This is a genomic window from Paenibacillus jepli, assembly GCF_047238105.1.
Lineage (GTDB): Bacteria > Bacillota > Bacilli > Paenibacillales > Paenibacillaceae > Paenibacillus_D.
In genome coordinates, this window is the sequence record NZ_JBDFMD010000001.1 from 3,327,514 (window position 1) to 3,347,151 (window position 19,638).

General features: G+C 56.4%; 12 protein-coding genes and 1 pseudogene. 2 read left to right on the forward strand and 11 right to left on the reverse strand.

What is annotated here, in order from left to right:
• Positions 1 to 222 precede the first annotated feature (222 nt).
• From urtE to ABC336_RS14690, 9 genes and pseudogenes are all read right to left on the reverse strand, one after another.
• The gene (gene urtE, locus ABC336_RS14650; protein WP_413239338.1) at positions 223 to 918 is read right to left on the reverse strand and encodes an urea ABC transporter ATP-binding subunit UrtE; all 696 of its coding nucleotides are present in this window, start codon (positions 916 to 918) and stop codon (positions 223 to 225) included.
• Positions 896 to 1,678, reverse strand: a complete 783-nt coding sequence (gene urtD, locus ABC336_RS14655) for an urea ABC transporter ATP-binding protein UrtD (protein ID WP_413239339.1) — start codon at positions 1,676 to 1,678, stop codon at positions 896 to 898. The genes urtE and urtD overlap by 23 nt, the downstream gene beginning before the upstream one ends.
• A complete protein-coding gene (gene urtC, locus ABC336_RS14660; protein WP_413239340.1) occupies positions 1,647 to 2,729 on the reverse strand; it encodes an urea ABC transporter permease subunit UrtC in 1,083 nt (360 codons plus the stop codon). Before urtC ends, urtD begins: the two co-directional genes overlap by 32 nt.
• 26 nt (positions 2,730 to 2,755) lie before the next feature.
• Positions 2,756 to 3,657, reverse strand: a pseudogene (gene urtB / locus ABC336_RS14665) (urea ABC transporter permease subunit UrtB).
• Positions 3,658 to 3,774: 117 nt separating this feature from the next.
• Positions 3,775 to 5,058, reverse strand: coding sequence for an urea ABC transporter substrate-binding protein (gene urtA / locus ABC336_RS14670; protein ID WP_413239341.1), 1,284 nt, complete (start codon positions 5,056 to 5,058; stop codon positions 3,775 to 3,777).
• A gap of 406 nt (positions 5,059 to 5,464) precedes the next feature.
• Positions 5,465 to 6,310 carry a LamG-like jellyroll fold domain-containing protein gene (locus tag ABC336_RS14675; RefSeq protein WP_413239342.1) on the reverse strand — a complete coding sequence of 282 codons (846 nt, stop codon included), beginning with the start codon at positions 6,308 to 6,310 and terminating at the stop codon, positions 5,465 to 5,467.
• A 145-nt stretch (positions 6,311 to 6,455) separates the two neighbouring features.
• Positions 6,456 to 8,012 (reverse strand): extracellular solute-binding protein, encoded by a 1,557-nt coding sequence (locus tag ABC336_RS14680; protein ID WP_413239343.1) that lies wholly within the window; start codon positions 8,010 to 8,012, stop codon positions 6,456 to 6,458.
• 73 nt (positions 8,013 to 8,085) lie between these two features.
• Positions 8,086 to 8,955, reverse strand: coding sequence for a carbohydrate ABC transporter permease (locus tag ABC336_RS14685; RefSeq protein WP_413239344.1), 870 nt, complete (start codon positions 8,953 to 8,955; stop codon positions 8,086 to 8,088).
• Between the two features lie 15 nt (positions 8,956 to 8,970).
• Positions 8,971 to 9,918 carry an ABC transporter permease gene (locus ABC336_RS14690; protein ID WP_413242524.1) on the reverse strand — a complete coding sequence of 316 codons (948 nt, stop codon included), beginning with the start codon at positions 9,916 to 9,918 and terminating at the stop codon, positions 8,971 to 8,973.
• A 301-nt stretch (positions 9,919 to 10,219) separates the two neighbouring features.
• On the opposite strand from ABC336_RS14690, the gene ABC336_RS14695 reads away from it, so the two are divergent.
• The gene (locus ABC336_RS14695; protein ID WP_413239345.1) at positions 10,220 to 12,424 is read left to right on the forward strand and encodes a helix-turn-helix domain-containing protein; all 2,205 of its coding nucleotides are present in this window, start codon (positions 10,220 to 10,222) and stop codon (positions 12,422 to 12,424) included.
• Positions 12,425 to 12,446: 22 nt separating this feature from the next.
• Positions 12,447 to 14,684, forward strand: a complete 2,238-nt coding sequence (locus ABC336_RS14700) for a DUF4838 domain-containing protein (protein ID WP_413239346.1) — start codon at positions 12,447 to 12,449, stop codon at positions 14,682 to 14,684.
• 75 nt (positions 14,685 to 14,759) lie between these two features.
• Here the strand turns inward: ABC336_RS14700 and ABC336_RS14705 are convergent, their stop codons facing one another.
• Complete coding sequence (locus ABC336_RS14705; protein WP_413239347.1) at positions 14,760 to 15,917, reverse strand: peptidylprolyl isomerase; 1,158 nt, start codon at positions 15,915 to 15,917, stop codon at positions 14,760 to 14,762.
• Positions 15,904 to 19,431, reverse strand: a complete 3,528-nt coding sequence (mfd, locus tag ABC336_RS14710; protein ID WP_413239348.1) for a transcription-repair coupling factor — start codon at positions 19,429 to 19,431, stop codon at positions 15,904 to 15,906. Before mfd ends, ABC336_RS14705 begins: the two co-directional genes overlap by 14 nt.
• Between the last annotated feature and the right edge of the window lie 207 nt (positions 19,432 to 19,638).

A 19,638-nucleotide genomic window follows, 5' to 3' on the forward strand; every position in this document is an offset into this window, starting at 1 on the left:
GATACTGCAATTAGATTCACATAGGGGGAAACGAGTTCGGGCAGCTCGGCTTGGGCTCGATTTCGTTTCGCATCGATAGCTGTTACGAATCTGACCATAGTATTCATCCCTTCCCAATATCTTATACATCCCCGATGCACAGCGTTTCTTGCGCCTTTAAACTACAAAGAAGCCGGAGCTCCATAGCCCCGGCCGTTACAATCTTACCCTATCTACTTATCGTTACACCGTCAGATACGTACGGATAATCTCATCAGTGAGCTGATCCAGCTCGCCCTCCCAGGCGACCGCCCCTTTCTCCAAAATGTAGAAATAATCGCCCACACTCTGCACGAACTCCAGACTTTGCTCCACCAACAGGACGCCCGTCGCACCCTCTGCCTTGATCGAGCGGATAACGTCGCGGATGTCCTCGACGATGGAAGGCTGGATGCCCTCGCACGGCTCGTCGAGCAGCAGCACCTCCGGCTTGGACGCCAGTGCCCGGGCAAAGGCGAGCTGCTGCTGCTGCCCCCCGCTCAGGTCGCCGCCGCGCCGCTCGTACATCGCCTGTAGCACCGGAAACTTCTCGATCGCCGAGGCCGGGATCTCCCGCGTCTTCTCCTTGCTGGCCTCCAGCCCGAGCAGGACGTTCTCGTACACAGTCAGCTGCGCGAAGATCTCTCTTCCCTGCGGCACGTAGCCGATCCCGCTTTTGGCCCGCACGCCAGGCGCTGCCTTGGTCAGATTGGCGTCATTGTAAGAGACGACGCCCCTGCGGGCCTTCAGCAGCCCCATGATACTCTTCATCAGCGTCGTCTTGCCAACCCCGTTACGGCCCAACAGACAGACGACCTGCCCCTTCTTGACCCGCAGTGATACATCCCGCAGGATGACACTCTCGCCATAACCTGCCTCAAGCTGTTGAACGGCTAACATCGACATCCCGCCTCTTCTTCCCCAGATAGACTTCCGCGACCCGGTCGTCGCCCTGCACTTCATCCATCGTGCCTTCCTTAAGCAGCTTCCCCTCATGCATGACCGTGACTTTGCTGGCGAAGTTGCGGACGAATTCCATGTCATGCTCGACGACGACGATCGACTGCTGCCGGGCAATCTCATGGAGCAGCTCGCCGGTCTTATCCGTCTCCTTGTCGGTCATGCCCGCCACCGGTTCATCGAGCAGCAAGATCTCCGGCTCCTGGAGCAGCATCATGCCGATCTCCAGCCATTGCTTCTCGCCGTGGGACAGGCCGCCAGCCCGCCACTGCGCTTTCTCCTCAAGTCCGATCATAACCAACTGGTTGTGGATGCGATCCTCGTCCTCGCTCTGCATCTTGGCCCAAAGCGTGGCGAACACGCCGCGGTTCTGCTTCATCGCGATTTCCAGGTTTTCGGACACCGTCAAGGTCGGGAAGATGGACGGCGTCTGGAACTTGCGTCCAATCCCGAGCTCGGCGATCTGATGCTCTTTCTTGCGCGTGATATCGATATCCCCGGAGAACAGCACTTTGCCCGAAGAGGGCTTTACTTTGCCGCAGATGACGTCCAGGATCGTCGTCTTGCCCGCCCCGTTGGGGCCGATCAAGAAACGCAGTTCTCCCTTCTCAAGCGCCAGATGCATGCCCTGCACCGCCTTGAACCCATCAAACTCCACCGTCACAGCCTCACACTGTAGAATGACCGACTTGCTGCTCATGTTCGGTTCGCCTCCTCTTTGGTATTTTCCATTTACGGAACAGACCTACTGCACCTTTCGGCAAGAACACGACGACGATAACAAACAACGCGCCCAGGAAGAATAGCCAGGCATCGGGATAGCTTTCACTGAAGGCACTTTTGGCGTAGTTGAGCAAGACAGCCCCCAACGCGGCGCCGATCAGCGTGCCGCGGCCGCCGATAGCGACCCACAATACCATCTCAATCGAAGGTACGATCGCCATCGTGGAGGGTGAGATGATCCCGACATGCAGGACGAACAGCATCCCCGCCACACCTGCCAAACCTGCAGAGATGGCAAAGGCGATCATCTGGTAGACGGCCGGGTTATACCCGATGAAGCGGGCACGGTTCTCGCCGTCGCGGATCGCCCGCAGCACCTTGCCGAAGCGGCTCTTGACGAGAAAGCGGCAGAGGACGAACGCTGCGATCAGGACAATCGCCGTCACCCAATAAAGCATCCGCTTCGTATCGGGCGAACCAATTGAGTGACCGAGCACGGTCGTGAAGCCCGTCAAGCCGTTGGTCCCTCCGGTGAACTTCTGTTGGCCGATGAACAGCGTGACGGTAATAATGACCAAAGCTTGCGTCAGAATCGTAAAGTACACACCTTTGATCCGATTGCGGAAGGTGAAGAAACCCAGGATCAGTGCCAACAGCGCGGGGATAAGAATCCCCATGGCCACGGCAAAGGGAAAGCTCTCGAACGGCTTCCAGAACCAAGGCAGGGCAGACAGGCCGCTCCAGTCCATGAAGTCCGGCAGCCTGCCGCCGCTGGCCTCCAGCTTCAGGTACATGCCCATCGCATAAGCGCCAAGACCAAAGAAGACGCCGTGACCGAGACTGAGGATGCCGGTGTAGCCCCAGATCAGGTCGAGACCGAGCGCGACGATCGCGAAGGCTAGAAATTTGGCCAGCAGGTTGAGACGGAAATCGCTGAGCACCATCGGGGCGCAGAAGAGCGCAGTAGCGGCGACGGCGTAGCCGATCAGGATATATATTTTTTGGGGCGTGAGTGTACGCAGTTGCATGATGATTCACCTCCTAAGTAGCGGGATTAATCCAGCGATCTTGTCTTCATGGCGACGAGGCCTCTCGGCTTCCACTGCAGGAATGCGACGATGCACAGGAAGACGAGCACTTTGCCAAGTGAAGCATTGGTCCAATACTCGAACATCGTATTCGTGACGCCGATGCCGACGGCTCCGACGATCGTGCCGACCAGCTTGCCGACACCGCCCAGCACGACGACCATAAACGCATCTACAATATAATAGGTGCCTAGCGATGGACCGATCGGCCCCATCAACGTCAGCGCACAGCCGGCGATGCCTGCTACGCCTGGATAGCGAAGGTCATCGAGTCCACGCGGCGGGTCGAGATGCCCAGACAAGCGGCCATATCCCGGTTCTGCATGACGGCGCGCATCCGGCGCCCTGCATGGCTGCGATAGATATACAGGAACATTGCTACCAGGGTTACGATCACCAACGCGATAATGAACAGCCGCTTGTATGGGAGTACGACACCGTCCATCAGACGGAAACCTCCGTCCAGCCAGGCCGGGCTTTTGACCGCGACATTCGGAGCGCCGAAGATCGTCCTTGCCAGCTGCTGCAGCATGAGCGCAATGCCCCAGGTGGCCAGCAGGCTGTCGAGAGGACGTCCATACAGAAACCGGATCAGACTGACCTCGAGCAGCCATCCCATCACGAAGGCGACCATGAAGCTCACTGGAATCGAGAGAACGAAATACCAGTTGAATAGCGATGCCGGCAAATAGTCGTTGAACAGGTTCTGCGTAATGTAGGTGGCATAAGCGCCGATCATAATCAGCTCGCCATGCGCCATATTGATGACATTCATCAGTCCGAAGGTAACCGCCAAGCCCAACGCGATCAACAGCAGGATCGAGCCCATGCTGAGTCCGTTAAACAATTGAATAATCGTGATTTCCATCATTTCACCTCTCACGCCGTCACTTGCGATGCATTCAGGTAACAAGAAGGGAAGCATTCGATAGTAGTCGCCGAATACTTCCCCATGAACTGATCTGTATCGTTTGCGTGGTCTATGTTATTTGGAGGAGCTCAGGCTGGATGCCCATTCATAGGTCTCGAGATAAGGGTCTGGCTTGACTGGCTCGCCGGAATTCCACAGTTCCTTGAACTGGCCATCCGACTGCACTTCGCCGATTCGCACCGTTTTATAGATATGCTGGTTGTCGCCATCGATGGTGATTTTGCCGCCCGGCGCATCCCACTCAAGGCCTTTTGCTGCTTCTTTTACCGCGTCGACATCCGTGCTGCCTGCTTTTTCTACAGCAGCAGCCCACAGGTACACGGCGTCATATCCGGCTTCGATCGGGTCAGCCGTCACGCGGTCAGCGCCATAAGCCGCTTTGTAATTCTCTACGAACGCTTGGTTGGCAGGCGTATCTGTCGTCTGATAGTAGTTCCATGCAGCCAGATGACCTTCGAGAACGTCCACGCCGATGCCGCGGATCTCTTCTTCGGCTACCGATACGGACAGGACGGTAATATCGTCCGCGCTGATACCCGCGTCTTTGAGCTGCTTGAAGAATGCTACGTTGCTGTCGCCGTTCAAGGTATTGAAGATGACTTCCGGCTTCGCTTGCTGGATCTTGGCGATCAGCGTGCTGTAGTCGGTGTGGCCGAGCGGCGTATACTCTTCGCCTACCAGTTCGCCGCCTTCAGCGTTCAACTGCTCCTTGATGATCTTGTTCGCTGTCTGCGGGAAGACGTAGTCCGAGCCGAGCAGGAAGAACTTCGTGCCGCGGTTCTCCAGCAGCCAGCTGACCGCCGGTACGATCTGCTGGTTCGTCGTTGCGCCGGTATAAAAGATATTGGGGGATGATTCCAGACCTTCGTATTGCACCGGGTACCAGAGCAGACCGTTCAGCTCTTCGAAGACCGGCAGCATCGCTTTGCGGCTCGAGGAGGTCCAGCCGCCGAACACGGTGGCGACTTGGTCCTCGGAGATCAGCTTGCGCGCTTTCTCCGCGAAGGTCGGCCAGTCGGAAGCGCCGTCCTCAACCACTGCCTCCAGCTGCTTGCCCAGCACCCCGCCGCTCGCATTGATCTCTTCGATCGCCATCATCTCAGCATCCTTGACAGACACCTCACTGATCGACATCGTACCGCTCAAGGAATGTAGGATGCCTACCTTGATCGTATCCCCGTCCGTGCCACCGCCCGATCCCGTTGTCGTATTCGTTCCCGTGTTAGCCGGCGCCGGCGCCGGATCCCCGCCTGTGGTGTTATTCGCACCGCACCCTGCCAGGACCACACTTAGAGCTACCGTCAAAAACGCCAGATTCTTTACGATTTTCCGCTTCATTCTCCCACTCCCCAATTTTTTAAATTGTTCGCCTATATCCGAACGAACCTCTTTTGTTTTGTATGTATCGTTCGTGATTTTTATTATAGTTCGCACTTTGAATCATGTCAATATAATTCACATATATATTTTCCCAAAATATATTATGATTTGAAAACATCTATATAATGACTTTTTCGATCATTTTATTTGTTGTAAAATTCAAAATACCCATATTCCTATCTTTTATATGACATAGTAGGTAACATTAATTGATTCTTTTCCGCTCCGCTTCTCCATTCTTATCCCCCGGTCCGGCGAGACGACTGCAGCCGTCTCTGGCAGTGCAAAGTGTAAGAAAGCCCATTTCTTCACAGGGAAGAAATAGGCTTGGATTAATTTTCAGTATTTATCGTCTTAGTATCGGCTACCCACCCATCGCATCATAATGAACGGTTAACTGGCCATCGGACAGCTCATAATCGTAGACGGCAACCTTGCCGATCGCGCCTTTGAAAAACGAATTCAAATCCCTCGTCCCTACCCGCATCGGCGCCGTGCCGTTGCCGGGAACAATGCTGTACCCGAGCAGACTGTCCTGGTCCCGCAACACGCCGTTTTTATACAGCTTGGTATAGCCTGTCGGGTAAGCGGTGCTAGTGTTCACAGTATTGATGACCAGTGTGTAATGAATCCACTCGCCGGCTGTGACTGCATCCTGAAAGTACGATCCAGCACCGAGACCTCCGCTCAGATTGAACGCATAGCCGCTGATCCGGTTCGGCCTGTTCTCGCTGTTGGTGTAGTTGTACATCCTCGCCACCCAGGAGTGCTGGCCCGCAGTCCCTTTACCCATCCAATGGACATATCCGCTGCCTTCGTCATTGACAAATTCCAGCGTATCCGGCCGCATCCACGCCTCGATCGTCAGGATGCCGGTCCTAGTCACCTCCAGCAGGTTGTGGTCCGGGATCGTGAAGTATTGGCTGGAACCGTTAAACACGGTGGCAGCATCACCGTTGGGCATGGTCGTCCCGCCCGGGCCGCCGGTGAAGCTGCCGTTCATGCCGCTGCCGCTCTGGTCACCGCCGCCCCCCGGCCCCAGCGTCCAGTAGCCGACGGGATTGTCGGCCAATACGGCATCATCATAGGCGGATGCGGCCAACACCGCAGGTGGAGATCCTGCTGCCCCCGAGGCAAGTCCCAGGCACAGTGCCGCAACCAGACTAACTGTCCACAGCTTGCGTCCCTTACTTCTCATATCCAATCGCATTCATCATCTCTCCTTATATAACTTAATAGTTAAACCGGTGAGGCGGGAAGCGTGGTGCGAGTTCGGTCACAGACCGAGACGGCAGATCTTATCCTTGTGCTGTATAATCGTCCACAAACCACAACCTGGTCCGGGACTTACCGTGCTACTGCGCCCCGGCCATACGTTCATAAGCGGCTCTATAGATGTCTTTGACCTGCTCCAGTCCCAAGTCGCCCGCTTCCGCGACATAGCTGTCCCATTCCGAGAGCGGACGGCTGCCCATGATAAACTTGGAGATGCTCTCTTCCCGGTGCTTGTCGACCGCATCGCCAACCGTAGACAATACATCCTGCTCCTCTTCGGTGAAGGACGGGATCGGACGGAACGGTCCATCATACTGGCCAGCCTGCTCGTAAGCATCCTTCATCTCTTCCGAGGAAAGCGCTAGGTGAGCGTCATAGTCGATCCAAGTATAGGTGCCATGGGTGGTCAGCCCCGTCGACTTGCGGAATTCTGTCAGATCGGCGAAGGCACCCGTCATCTTCTTCTCCCCGTTCTCTGTGACGTAAGTCTCGCCTTCCTTGCCCCAGCTTGCCAGCGTGCGTCCTTCCTCCGTATAGAAATAGTCGAGGTACCGGACGACTTTGTCGATCTGGTTCGATTGCGAAGAAACCGCCATACCGGACTGCAGGAAGGCAGTAAACGGGTTCTTCTGCTCCCCGCCCGGCCCTGCGGGCGGCGGCATGAACGCCAGATTGAAGTCCGGGTTATCGGCACGCAGCGGGATATTGAAGAAGTCGATCCTGCCCATATAGTCGAAGGTCACAAACGCTTTGTTGGCGGAGATCAGATCCTGCCACTGCTTTGTGTCCACGGTGAGCCAGTTGGGCGGGATCAGCCCTTCGCCCGTAAATTTGTGCAGATATTCCACCATCGTACGGTAGCCGTCCTCGGTCGGACCGTAGCCGACTTCGCCGCTGCCTTCATCGTAATAGTACAAATCGCTGGTACCGAAGTTCGGACCCATAATGCGGGTAAGCTGGGAATTGAGCGTCTTGCCCATCCGGAAGCTGAGCGGATAACTATCGGGATACAGCTCCTTCAGCTGCTTAAGCACCTCATACAGCTCATCGTAGGTTGCAGGCACCTCCAGATTATGAGCAGCGAAAACATCTTGGCGATACAGCCAGCTCATCCGGTTCGTCTCCCCGAAGCCTTCATTGGGCAGCATATACAGGTTGCCATCCGGCGCCAGATTGGCGCGTACGATATCCGGATACTGCTCCATCCATTTGGTAAAGTTGGGCATCTGGTCGGCATAGTCCAGGATATTGACAAATGCGCCCTGTTGGCCGAACTTGTTGGCGTCGCTCAGACTGAGCAGCATCGTGATGTCAGTCAGCGAACCGGCCGCCACGTTGAGCTGCACGGTCTCATCGAGCTTGCCCGAAGGTACGGTGACGTTTAGCGAAGCACCGGTCGCTTCGTTAAGCCACTTCCAGATCGGCCACTCCTTGTCGTACGGCCAGCTTGGGTTGGACTCGACGAGCATCGTGAATGTACTGCCTTCCAGCGACGGAGGCATCTGCTCCTGCGAGTTGCCGCCCTCCTTTACAGGTGCTGCCGGCTCCTCAGGCGTGTTGTTGCCTCCTCCGGAACAAGCGGATACCACAGCGACGAACATCGTCAGGACGAGCCACAAGATCATTTTGTTCCTCATGATAACCATCCCTCTCTTAAAGTAACTGTATATTTTATTGCCATGAATCCTTCTAGCTTCTAGGTCTTGCCCTCTATCCTTTCACCGCGCCGATCATAACGCCTTTTACAAAATACTTCTGCAGCATCGGATACAGCAGCAGAATCGGAATGGTCGACACCATGATCGTGGCATACTTGAGCGACTCCTCCACAACCATCGCATCGCTGCCTACACCCATCGATTCGCCGCCGGCATTGGACCCTGCCAGGACGATGTTGCGCAGCACCACCTGCAGCGGGAACAGCTCCGGGTCGCGCAGGTACAAGAGCGGGAACATAAAATTGTTCCACATCGCTACGGCGTAGAAAAGACCGATCGTAGCGAAGACGGCCTGCGATAACGGGGCGACGATGCGCGTAAAAATGCCGAAGTCGCTCAGTCCGTCCATCCGTCCGGCCTCCTCCAGCTCAGTCGGGAAATTCGCAAAAAACGTACGCATGACCAGCAGATTCCACGTGCTGACCGCGCCTGGCAGCACCATCGCCCATACGCTGTCCATGATGCCCATCGACTTGACCGCAAGGAAGGTCGGGATCATGCCGCCCTGGAAGAACATTGTGAAAATAATCAGCAGCGTGAAGCCCCGGTGGAAGAGCATATCCTTGCGGGCCAGCGAGTAGGCGCCAAATGCGGTAATGACCAGTGAGATCAGCGTCCCCAGGCTGACGTAGATGAGCGTGTTGATATACGCAGTGGAGATACGCGGATCATTCAAGACAAGCTGATACGTACTGAAATCCAATCCTTTGGGAAACCAGGTGACCTCGCCCCGCATAACATAGATGCTCTCGCTGAGCGATACCGAGATCATGTACAGGAACGGGTAGACCATAACGACGACGAGCAGGACCAACAGGGTCGTGATCAGAACCGACGGGAGCGACCATCGCTTAGCTTTCATTTCCGGAACGCCTCCTCACCATAAACTGTTGTCGCCGACTCTGCGGCTGATATAGTTGGCCATGACGATGAAGACCAGGCTGACGACGCCAGTGAACATATCGATGGCAGCTGCGTAGCTGAAATTGCCGTTGGTCATGCCGACCCGGTACACGTAGGTGCTGAAGATATCTGCCGTCTCGTAGGTCGTCGGATTGGCCAGCAGATATACCTTTTCGAAGCCGATCTCTAAGATTTTGCCGACGTTGAGCAAGAGCAGGATCACAATCGCTGACGTAATGCCGGGCAGCGTCACGCTCCACACTTTACGCAGTCTCCCGGCACCGTCCATCTCCGCCGCTTCATAAAGCGAGGGATCGATAGCCGATAGGGCTGCCAGATAGATAATTGTCTCCCAACCAAGATGCTGCCAGATCTCCGAGAGCACGTAGATCGTCCGGAACCACTCCGGGCGGGTCAGGAAGTGGATCGTCTCCAGTCCGAGCGAATTCATCAGCTGATTGACCAAGCCACCGGTAGGCGACAGGAACATGACGACCATACTGGCGACGATGACATTGGAGATAAAGTGGGGCATATAAGTCGCCGTCTGGACGAACCGTTTGAACAGCCGGTTGCGCACCTCGTGGAGCATGAGCGCCAGCAGGATCGGAGCCGGGAAGCCGAAGACCAGTTTGTACAGCCCCAGCAAAAACGTATTGCGGAAGAGCAGCCAGAAGTCCGGATTCTGAAAAAACATTGTATAGTACCTGAAGCCGACCCAGTCGCTGTCCCAGATGCCTTTGTACAGGTTGTAGTTCTTGAAAGAAATGACGATGCCGAACATCGGGTAGTACTTAAACAATAAATAATAGAGGAGGCAGGGCAGAAACATCGCCAGCAGCAGCTTGCCTCTGGACCACCGGCGCCTAAGCCGCCCATAAGGGACTGCCGGGGCGCGAGCCTGTAACTCTGTTTGTTGCATAGCCATGGGATCACCTTTCCTACAGGTTAATTCGGCGGGTTGTGTGTGAGATTACCTAACCTCCCGCCACTTCACTATAGACCAGGCTCCATCGTCTGAGAATAGAGATTATGTTAACTTATCCCTATGATTACGGTTACATTGACCCTATCGTTAATAATCAGGACTGGTGTAAAAAATGCGTATTGGCGAAAGAAGTGGTTTACGATAAAATTACTCGTGTTAAAGCGAGCCTCATCCATCTCTTTCCCATTTAAGCGTCAGGTTTTCTGACTTATTTATCTCATCTTCGGAGGGATGCATGATGAAGAGATTTGCCACCGATTCGATGTTCTATCGCCTGTTCGGCAGCTTCCTGATCGTCATCCTGCTTCTGTGCGTCTTCATCGGGGTGGCATTCACCGTTTTCCTGAATACGATTCGGGCAGAGATCACCAAGAGCAGCAGCCTCAATCTGGACACCGCGGTTCGCAATTATGAGGAGCACTTCGAACAGATCCGCAGCATCGGCCTCTCTCTTCAATTCGACGAGCAGATCTCTATACTCTCCCGGCAACAGCGGCTCCCCAGCGAGACCGTGGCAGCCGTCCGCGATCAGCTGCGCGCCAGTGTGGCAAGTCCCTATCTGTATCTGGAAAATCTGCTAATCTATATGAAGCGAAGTTTATATGTCATTGAGAAGGACAGCAGCGCCGATGCGGAGCTGTTTTTTAATAAGCTGTTCTACAGCGAGCAGTATCCCTTGCAGTTCTGGCATGAGCAATTGGAGCTGCCGGTCAGCTTTGCGATCTATCCTTCCTCTCCTTATTGGGAGAATTCTCTGGGCACGCCTGTGAGCAAAGGACAGTATATTCCGATTTTAATCAAGCGGGTATACGATGACCAGTCTGCCGTCCTCGCCTTTATGGACAGCAGACGGGCATATCTTGATTTCTTCCGTCCCAAGCAGGGCGACGCCTTCACGATTCTGGACAGCGGCGGCCGGACGCTCTTTGCCTCGTCGGTAACCGCCCTGCCGCACGACGTTCTGCAAGCGGGCAGCGGCACAGGGTATGTCAAGGCGGACGATCACTACTACTTCTACCAGCATAGCGGCAAATCCGGCTTTACTTATGTCAGCGTGATCCCTTTCAAGCATATCAATGCCCAAGTCGTCCGTCTGACGTTCATCCTGGCCGTCCTACTGGCCGCGGCCGTGTTGATCAGCGTCACAGTATCCGCTTGGATCAGCCGCAAGCTCAACGCTCCGGTGCGTCATCTCGTCGAATGGATCGGCCAGCTCCAGCCGGGCCGGCCGCAGAGCAATATCCGCGAATTCCGGCTGATCGGCGACCGAATCAATCATATCGCCGAGGACATCCATCAGAAGAATTCGATGCTCAATCTGTATGGCTATGCCGATCAACTGAAACGGATCGGCCAGCTATCGGATCACTTTCAGCCGCTGGATAAGCCGTTTCGGCTGCTGCTCTTCCATTTGACGCCAGAGAGGCCAGCCTTGCTGGAGAGCAGCCAGCTGCAGCAGGATACGGCATTCGTCCGCGAGCATGCCCGGGATTGGTATGCGACGCATGTTGAGCACGCCATCACGCTTCAATTGGAGCCTTGCGAGATCCTGACAGTGCTGCATTTCGATGAAGGCGAGGAGCCTGAGCTGGAAGAGGTGACGAGCGCACTGATGCAACTGCTCGGTCCCGAGCTCCAGGCTTGCCTGATGACGGTAGCCATCAGCGGGTCGTACAGCCACGTCAAGGATTTTGCTCGGGCCTATGCCGATGTATCGGCCTTGGTCAAGCAGAGGAAGCTCGGCCGGGAAGCCCAATTGGTGACCCGCTTCGAACCCCCGCCTTCACTGCCTTCATTTAGCGGACAGGAGGAGCAGGACTTCTACGCCAACCTGACCGGGGGCAATCGCGAGGTCGTGCTGCCGCTGGTCAGGCGTGTGTTGGGCCGGCTGGAGCGCAAGCAGGCATATGCGTGCCAGTATGACGAGGTGGCCAATGAAGTCGTCAATCGCGTTATGAAGACGCTGTACACCCATCACATCGAGCTAAGCAAACTGCCCGGCAGGGTGTCCCCTTATGAAGAGATGAAGGCCTGTCATACCCAGCAAGAGTATGTGGATCGGCTCGAGTCGCTGCTGAGCGCTGTGTGCGAGCTGGTCCAGGAGAAGAAATCGGCCAATGATCCCATTACGAGCTTCGTCACAACCTATATTGAGCAGCATTATGCAGAGGACATCTCGCTCGACATGCTGGCTGACCGGCTTCATATTACCCGCGGCTACCTGTCCAGCTACTTCAAGGAGAAGACGGGGATCAATTTTGTCGACTTTCTCACCACATATCGGATGGATAAGGCCAAAGAAATCCTGAGCCGCACCGATCTGAAAATCCAGGAGGTAGCCCAATTGGTCGGCTATGTCAATGTAAGTACATTTATCCGGGTGTTCAAGAAACAAACCGGCACGACGCCGGGAGACTACAAGAAGCTCAAAACAGGCTGAGCGTAAAAGGAGACGGTGAATCGTGAAAACGGACATGGGCTGGACAGGCATACGAATCATGGCGGATACCGGGAGCTTCGGCTCGATACGCGAAGCGGCGGGAGCGGAACGCCGAATCGACTGGTGGGACGAGGCCGCAAGCGCGGAGGCGGCAGCCTGTACAACCTGCTACGGTGCTGTGGAGCTGGCGGAGCATCTCTGCCTGGTATACGGAGAGACGCCGATCTGGATGGGCAGCAGGGATGAGGGAGTAGTAGAGGATGTGCCGTTGAAGGAAAGCGGGCATCTGACCATTTGGGTAGGAATTCCTGCTGCGGGTACGACGGGAGAGGTGGCTTGGCACGCTTGGTTGGCCGGGCGTACCGACGAGTGGGAGCTGCTGCCGGACGAAGGTTATGTAGTGGTGTCGCGCTTGATGGAAGATGGTACACACTGGATCATCACTGGCCGAGAACGGCGCGGCACGCTCTACGGCGTGTACGCCCTGCTGGAGAAGCTGGGGTTCCGGTGGTACGGACTGGGTAAACGCGGCGCGCATATTCCGCAGGATGCGAACCTGACGGACGAACCATTCGAGCTCATGGATTACCCGCGGTTCCTTACCCGGGGCGTGTACAGCGAGCACATCGGTGATGACAATCCCGAGCTGATCGACTGGCTCGGACGCAACCGGATCAACTTTGCTTCGCTCGACCGGGTCGCCGATCCCCATGCTCTCCAGAAACGGGGGATCCGTCTCTGTATGGGCGGCCATCACATCCTCTACCGCTTCCTCAACCCTCACGCCGTATACCCTTACCGGCCAGCAGGTTCTCCGGCGGGCGACGATCCGGAGGATCCTTACGAGCCGGGCGATGAGGAACGACCGGCCCCGTCGCGCGAAGACGGCAGGCTGACGTATGCGGAGGCTCATCCGGAGTGGTTCGGACTGGTGGACGGCAAGCGCAGCTTCGATGTCGGCGAGGGCAACCGGGAGGGGTTCGGCGACAACTTTTGCACGACTCACCCCGATGCCGTCCGCGAGCTCTGTCTTCGGGTCACGGAAGATCTGATCGACGGGCAGTGGCGGTACGCGGATGACCTGAATTTCTGGATGCTGGACAACGGCACCTGGTGCCAGTGCCCAAGGTGCGAGCAAAGCGGCAACTATGCCTACAAAATGATCCTGCTCGTTCATGCGCTCAGCAGCTATCTGGAGCTGGCCCGGACAGAAGGCCGGCTGAAACGCCGCATCCGCATCCTTTTTCCAATCTATCATGAGACGCTGCCCGCTCCGGACCGGCCGCTGCCGGCCGATTTTGACTACAGCCGCTGCTTTCCGACATACTTCCCGATCGAACGCTGCTACGTCCATACGCTGGCTGACCCGGGCTGCACCGAGTCCAATCAGGAGCTGATGGCTACCTTCGTCCCGTGGACGACCGATCCCGACCGCCATTACCTCGGCGACCTGTTTGTGGGCGAGTATTACAACGTCAGCTCCTTTGCAGCCTGCCCGGTCCCGCTGATGACGATGATGGCGGCGGATATCCCATTTTACTACCGCTCCGGCGTCCGTCACCTTCACTATATGCATTTGACCGATCGGAGCTGGGGGCCGCTTACCCTGACCAACTATCAATTGTACCGAATGCTCTGGCATCCCGAGCTGGATTCGGAGGAGCTGCTGGCCGATTATTACCGTGCGTACTATGGAGAGTCGGCCTCGAAGGCTCGGCAGTTCTACGAGAAGCTGGAAGAAGCGATGCGGAACAGCAAGTATCTCAAGCATTATCAATATTCGCGGGGGATTCGCCATTCCCTGACGGGCTATCTGCGGGAAGATGCGGACGAGCTGTTCCCGCTGCTTCATATGAAGTACGATACCCAGGATAACAGCCCCAATAGCGGGATCAGCCTGACGGAGACCGTAGCGCAGCTCTATGCGTGCCGCGCCCTGCTCGATGCAGCGATCGACGTGGCGCGAGATGAGGTGATGATGGAGCGGCTATTGGAGGATGAGCGGCGGTTCCGCTACCTTGAGGATATGATCCTGACGATCTATGGCCTGGTGCGAACCCACCGGTTTACGCGCACCGGACGTCTCGCCCTGGCGCGCCGTAGCTTCCTGCGGCTCCGCAGTCATGCGGAAGCGCTGGAGCGGGAGACGGAGCTGATCATCCCGACGACGCGTTTCCCGTTGTACGACAACGGTCTGAAGGCTACTTGGTGCGAACAAGCGTATGAGCGATACCTGACGATGTATGGCGGAGACGAATGAATAGCGTCTGGTCTTCGATAACAAAAAAAAAGCTGCCTCTACAGTTCTTCCTGCAGAGACAGCTCGTGGTATATATTATTGTGCGGCCGGCGCTTCTTCCTCAGTGGCTGGCGCTTCCTCGTTCTGTGCATCGGCCTCTGTGTCCCCTTCAATGGCACCGTCGGTCTCTGCATTGCCATCCTCCGTACCTTCTGTCGCTGGCAGCTCCGGCTGTTCAGGCGCTTCCGGCTGCGGCAGATTGATGCTCTCGATCAGCTCCGGCAGCTCGTTCATCATGAACTCATTGAGCACATTGCCGGCTGCGGTCTGGCGCATCGATTCCTTCTGCTCGTCAGTCAGCGTTTCGAAGGTGATTTCATCGCGCTTCTCAACCAGCATGACATGGTAGCCAAAGTCAGTCTTGACCGGCTCGCCGATCACGCCGACCTCCTGGGTGAGGGCAGCTTCCTTGAATTCAGCCACCCATTGGCCAACCAGAGAATCTTCATACAGCCCTCCATTATCCTTGGAGCCCGGATCGTCGGAATATTCAGCCGCAAGTTCCTGCCAGTCCCCGCCTTCATCAAGCTTGGCTTTGACCTCATTGGCACGCTCCAGCGCCTCTTCTTCCGTACGAATCTCTTCTTGGGTCTGCGGGTCATTGGTAGACACGAGCACATGCCGCACGCTAGCCGTCTGGAATGCTTCCGGATCCTCGTCATAGATGGCTTGTACATCCTCGTCCGTCACTTTGGATTCGGCGTCTCTCATAACGACCATGATCAGGTTGAAGAAATCGACCGCCTCGTCAACAGTCAACCCGCCTTCATCAAGCCGGGTCTTCAGCTCCTCCTGGTCGTTTACTGCCGTTTCGAACTCGGTGCGGAACTGCTCGGTGTCGGCATCCGCCGCCGCTTTGCTCTCATCAGACATCCGGTCGAACAAGATCTTGTAGCCGATGTACTCCTGCAGGAACTGCTCTTCATACTGCGGGATGCTCAGGAACATCTCCGCCTGCGGGTTCATCAAGATAAAGAACGTCTTGTACTTGGTAAATTCGTCTTCCGTTACTGTGCCGTTTTTATAAGTAGCGACAGCAGCTCCGCTATCGGGCGTCCCGCCCTCAGTGCCGCCGTTCCCGCCATTATTGCTATCCTTTGCGCCGCATGCCGCCAATATCGTCACGACGAGCATCGCTGCGAGCAGGAGCAGCAGCGGACGGCGCCATGCCGAATTGCGTTTACTGTGCAACATCCTGTAATTCCCCTTTCGATTTAACTGCCTCTTTACATTGTATCAGAAAACGTTCCAAGAGCGCTAATTTTTCCTCGTCCGACAATCCTTGGCCGCGCAGCTGTACGATCAGATGGCTCTCCTGCGGCGTCACCCGCTTGAAGCGGTTTTCGAACTGCAGGCACAGCATATCGATGATCTTGCGGTCGATGCCGGCACTCGCCTGCTCCTCGAAGCGCAGCGTGATCTCCTCGCCCCGTCTGCTGATCAGCTCGATGCCGTATTCGCCGCCATAGACCTTCAGCCTCGCTACCGCAAGCAGGTTGTGTACCGCATCCGGCAGGTCGCCGAACCGGTCTACCAGCTCGTCGCGCAAGTCCTCGGTCTCCTCGACCGACCGGGCAGTCGCAACCTTCTTGTAGATCTCGATCTTCTGGATGCTGTCATAGATATAATCAGACGGCAGGTAAGCATCCAAGCTGAGATCGATCTGTGTCGTGACCTCTTTCTCCGTCTTGACATCCTCGCCGTACATCTCCGCCTTGCGTTGGGCAATCTCGTCGGCCAGCATCTGCGAGTAGAGGTCAAAGCCCACCGAAGCAATGAAGCCGTGCTGCTCCGCGCCAAGCAGATTGCCTGCTCCGCGGATCGACAGGTCGCGCATCGCAATCTTGAAACCGGAGCCGAGCTCGGTGAACTCCTTGATCGACTGCAGCCGCTTCTCCGCCACCTCGGTCAGCACCTTGTCCCGCTGATAGGTGAAGTACGCATAGGCGATCCGATTGGAGCGTCCGACCCGGCCGCGCAGCTGGTACAGCTGGGAGAGCCCCATCTTGTCCGCGTCGTGCACGATCAGCGTATTGACGTTGGGGATATCGACGCCGGTCTCGATGATGCTCGTGCTGACCAGCACATCGGACTCGCCGTCCAGGAAGTCCAGGATCGTCTTCTCCAGCTCCTGCTCGGACATCTGGCCATGGCCGACCGCGACCCGGGCATCGGGCACGAGCGCCGTGATCTGCTCCGCCATCTGATAGATCCCCTGCACTCGGTTGTACAGGTAGTAGATCTGGCCGCCGCGCGCCAGCTCCCGCTCGATCGCTTCGCGGACCAGGGACATATTGTACTCAACTACATACGTCTGCACCGGGAACCGGTTCTCCGGCGGCGTCTCGATGACGGACAGATCGCGCACCCCGAGCATCGACATATGCAGCGTCCGCGGGATCGGCGTCGCCGTCAGCGTAAGCACATCTACGTTAGTCTTGAGCCGCTTGAGCTTCTCTTTGTGAGAGACGCCAAAGCGCTGCTCCTCATCGACGATCAGCAGGCCGAGGTCCTTGAAGATGATATCCTGCGACAGCAGCCGGTGCGTGCCGATGACGACGTCGACCGTGCCGGCCTTGAGTCCCTTCATCGTCTCGTTCTGCTCCTTGCGCGAGCGGAACCGGCTGAGTACCTGGATGTTGAAAGGGTAGCCGGAGAACCGCTCCCGGAACGTCTCATAATGCTGCTGGGCCAGAATCGTCGTCGGCACGAGCACAGCGACCTGCTTGCCTTCGATGGCCGCCTTGAAAGCTGCGCGGATCGCTACCTCCGTCTTGCCGTAGCCGACATCACCGCAGAGCAGCCGGTCCATCGGCCGCTTCGTCTGCATATCCTTCTTGATCTCCTCGATCGCCCGCAGCTGGTCACGTGTCTCATCATACGGGAACATGGCTTCGAATTCCTGCTGATACGGCGTATCTTCGCCGAATCCGAAGCCTTCAGCCGCCTGGCGGTCGGCATACAGCTTGACCAGATCGTCTGCGATGTCCTTGACGGAGGACTTGACCTTGTTCTTGACCCGTGTCCACTCGCTGCCCCCCAGCTTGTATACCTTGGGCTCCTTGTCCTCGGAGCCGACGTACTTCTGGATGAGGTCGATCTGGTCGATCGGCACCGACAGCTTGTCGCCGGCGGCGTACATGATGTGCAGATAATCCTTATGAATCCCGCCGATCTCTAGTGTGCCGATACCCAAGTATTTGCCGATGCCATGATTCTGATGTACGACATAATCGCCCACCTTGAGCTCGGTATAGCTTTTGATCCGCTCGGCGTTGTCGATCTTCTTGTCGAGGCGCCGCACCTTGCGCTGCTTCTGGGAGAACATCTCGCCTTCGGTGATGATGACCAGATGAACCGATGGCAGCTCGAAACCGGTCTGCAGGTTGCCCTCGACCATCTGCGGCGGTTCGATACTGTAATCCTGCAGCACCCGCCGCATCCGCTCCATGCGCTCGGCGTTGCCAGCTAGCATGATAACGTTTGCACCGGCTTTCTTCCAGCGGTCCATCTCTGCCTTGAGCACGTTCATCTGCCCATGGAAGTTCTGCATGGCGCGACAGACGAAGTTAAGAATATTCTGCGGCTGCGTGTGCGGGATCTGACGCAGGAAGAGCGACAGGAACAGCGTCTGAAAAGGCCGATGATACAAGATCTCTTCGCTGTCTCTGGCCAACACAAAGCCGGGCAGCGATTTGCCGTTCTGCAGCAGATGCGTCGCCCACTCCGCCTCGTCCCGCTCCAACTGCTTGGCCGTCTCTACGAGCCGGGTCGGCTCATCCATCAGCAGCAGCGTATCTTCCGGCATATAATCGATGATCGTCTGACGCTCCGGATACAGCAGCGAGATATATTTATAGATTTCGGTGAAATACACATGCTCGCGCAGCTTCTCAATCTCCGAACCAAGCTCCCCGCGCAGGCGGTCCTTGGCTGTCCGGTCCGTCATCTTCTCCAATTGCTTCTCCATCAGATCGTAGGCATGCTGAGCGGCTGCCGTCTGGCGCTTGCTGCTGGCGAGCACTTCTTTGCAGAGCGGCACGACATATTCCTGGAGCTTGTCGATAGAACGCTGGTCGACCGGGTCAAAGGTACGGATCGAATCGATCTCATCATCGAACCACTCGATCCTGTAGGCATGCGGCTCCGTGAGCGGGAAAAAATCGACGATCCCGCCGCGCACACTCATCTCGCCTTTGTTCTCGACGCGGTCCACTCTCTCGTAACCTAGCTCGACCATCCGGGAGAGGAAGGTGTCAAGCGGCAAGGTTGTGCCCACCGCGAGCGGAATCCTCGCCTCAGCGATCGCTTCCTTGGTAGGCAGATAGCGCCGGACTCCGGAAAAGGGCACGACAACGATGCCCCGGAAGCCTGCGGACAATCGGACCAGCACATCGATCCGCTGAGCGAGCGTTTCGGGGCTGGAGATCGCGGCTTCGGCGGCGACGAGCTCATTGGCCGGGTAGAGCAGAACTTGCTCCGGGGAGAGACATTCCTGCAGATCCTCGGCGATCTTCTGAGCGGCGAACATATTATGCGTGACGATCAGCATCGGCCGCTGCAGCTCCTGCATCAGTGCAGCCGCCAAGATCTGCCGGGAGGAGCCTGCCAGCCCGGAGATCATCTGCTCCCGCATGCCCTTGGTGATGCCTGAGAGCACCGTCTGAAAATCCTCATCCTTGGAAAAGGCCTCAATAATTGATCTCATTGAATCAACACCTCATTTCTTAGCAGACAAACAGAGGGAACGGCTAACGCCTATTAAGCGAATGCTTATGAAGTCAGTTTAGCTTTGCCAAACTCTAAGCGCAGATGTTGCAGCAAACTGGCTCCGTCGCCGGTCTGGGTATGAAAAAAACGTATACACAACAAAAAAGAAGCCTCGGCTATGCGCTAAGGCTACGCACCCGATTCC

Coding starts and splice junctions, on each gene's coding strand:
- urtE (WP_413239338.1), bottom strand. CDS start 918: ATGTTAGCCGTTCAACAGCTTGAGGCAGGTTATGGCGAGAGTGTCATC.
- urtD (WP_413239339.1), bottom strand. CDS start 1,678: ATGAGCAGCAAGTCGGTCATTCTACAGTGTGAGGCTGTGACGGTGGAG.
- urtC (WP_413239340.1), bottom strand. CDS start 2,729: ATGCAACTGCGTACACTCACGCCCCAAAAAATATATATCCTGATCGGC.
- urtA (WP_413239341.1), bottom strand. CDS start 5,058: ATGAAGCGGAAAATCGTAAAGAATCTGGCGTTTTTGACGGTAGCTCTA.
- ABC336_RS14675 (WP_413239342.1), bottom strand. CDS start 6,310: ATGCGATTGGATATGAGAAGTAAGGGACGCAAGCTGTGGACAGTTAGT.
- ABC336_RS14680 (WP_413239343.1), bottom strand. CDS start 8,012: ATGAGGAACAAAATGATCTTGTGGCTCGTCCTGACGATGTTCGTCGCT.
- ABC336_RS14685 (WP_413239344.1), bottom strand. CDS start 8,955: ATGAAAGCTAAGCGATGGTCGCTCCCGTCGGTTCTGATCACGACCCTG.
- ABC336_RS14690 (WP_413242524.1), bottom strand. CDS start 9,918: ATGCAACAAACAGAGTTACAGGCTCGCGCCCCGGCAGTCCCTTATGGG.
- ABC336_RS14695 (WP_413239345.1), top strand. CDS start 10,220: ATGATGAAGAGATTTGCCACCGATTCGATGTTCTATCGCCTGTTCGGC.
- ABC336_RS14705 (WP_413239347.1), bottom strand. CDS start 15,917: ATGTTGCACAGTAAACGCAATTCGGCATGGCGCCGTCCGCTGCTGCTC.
- mfd (WP_413239348.1), bottom strand. CDS start 19,431: ATGAGATCAATTATTGAGGCCTTTTCCAAGGATGAGGATTTTCAGACG.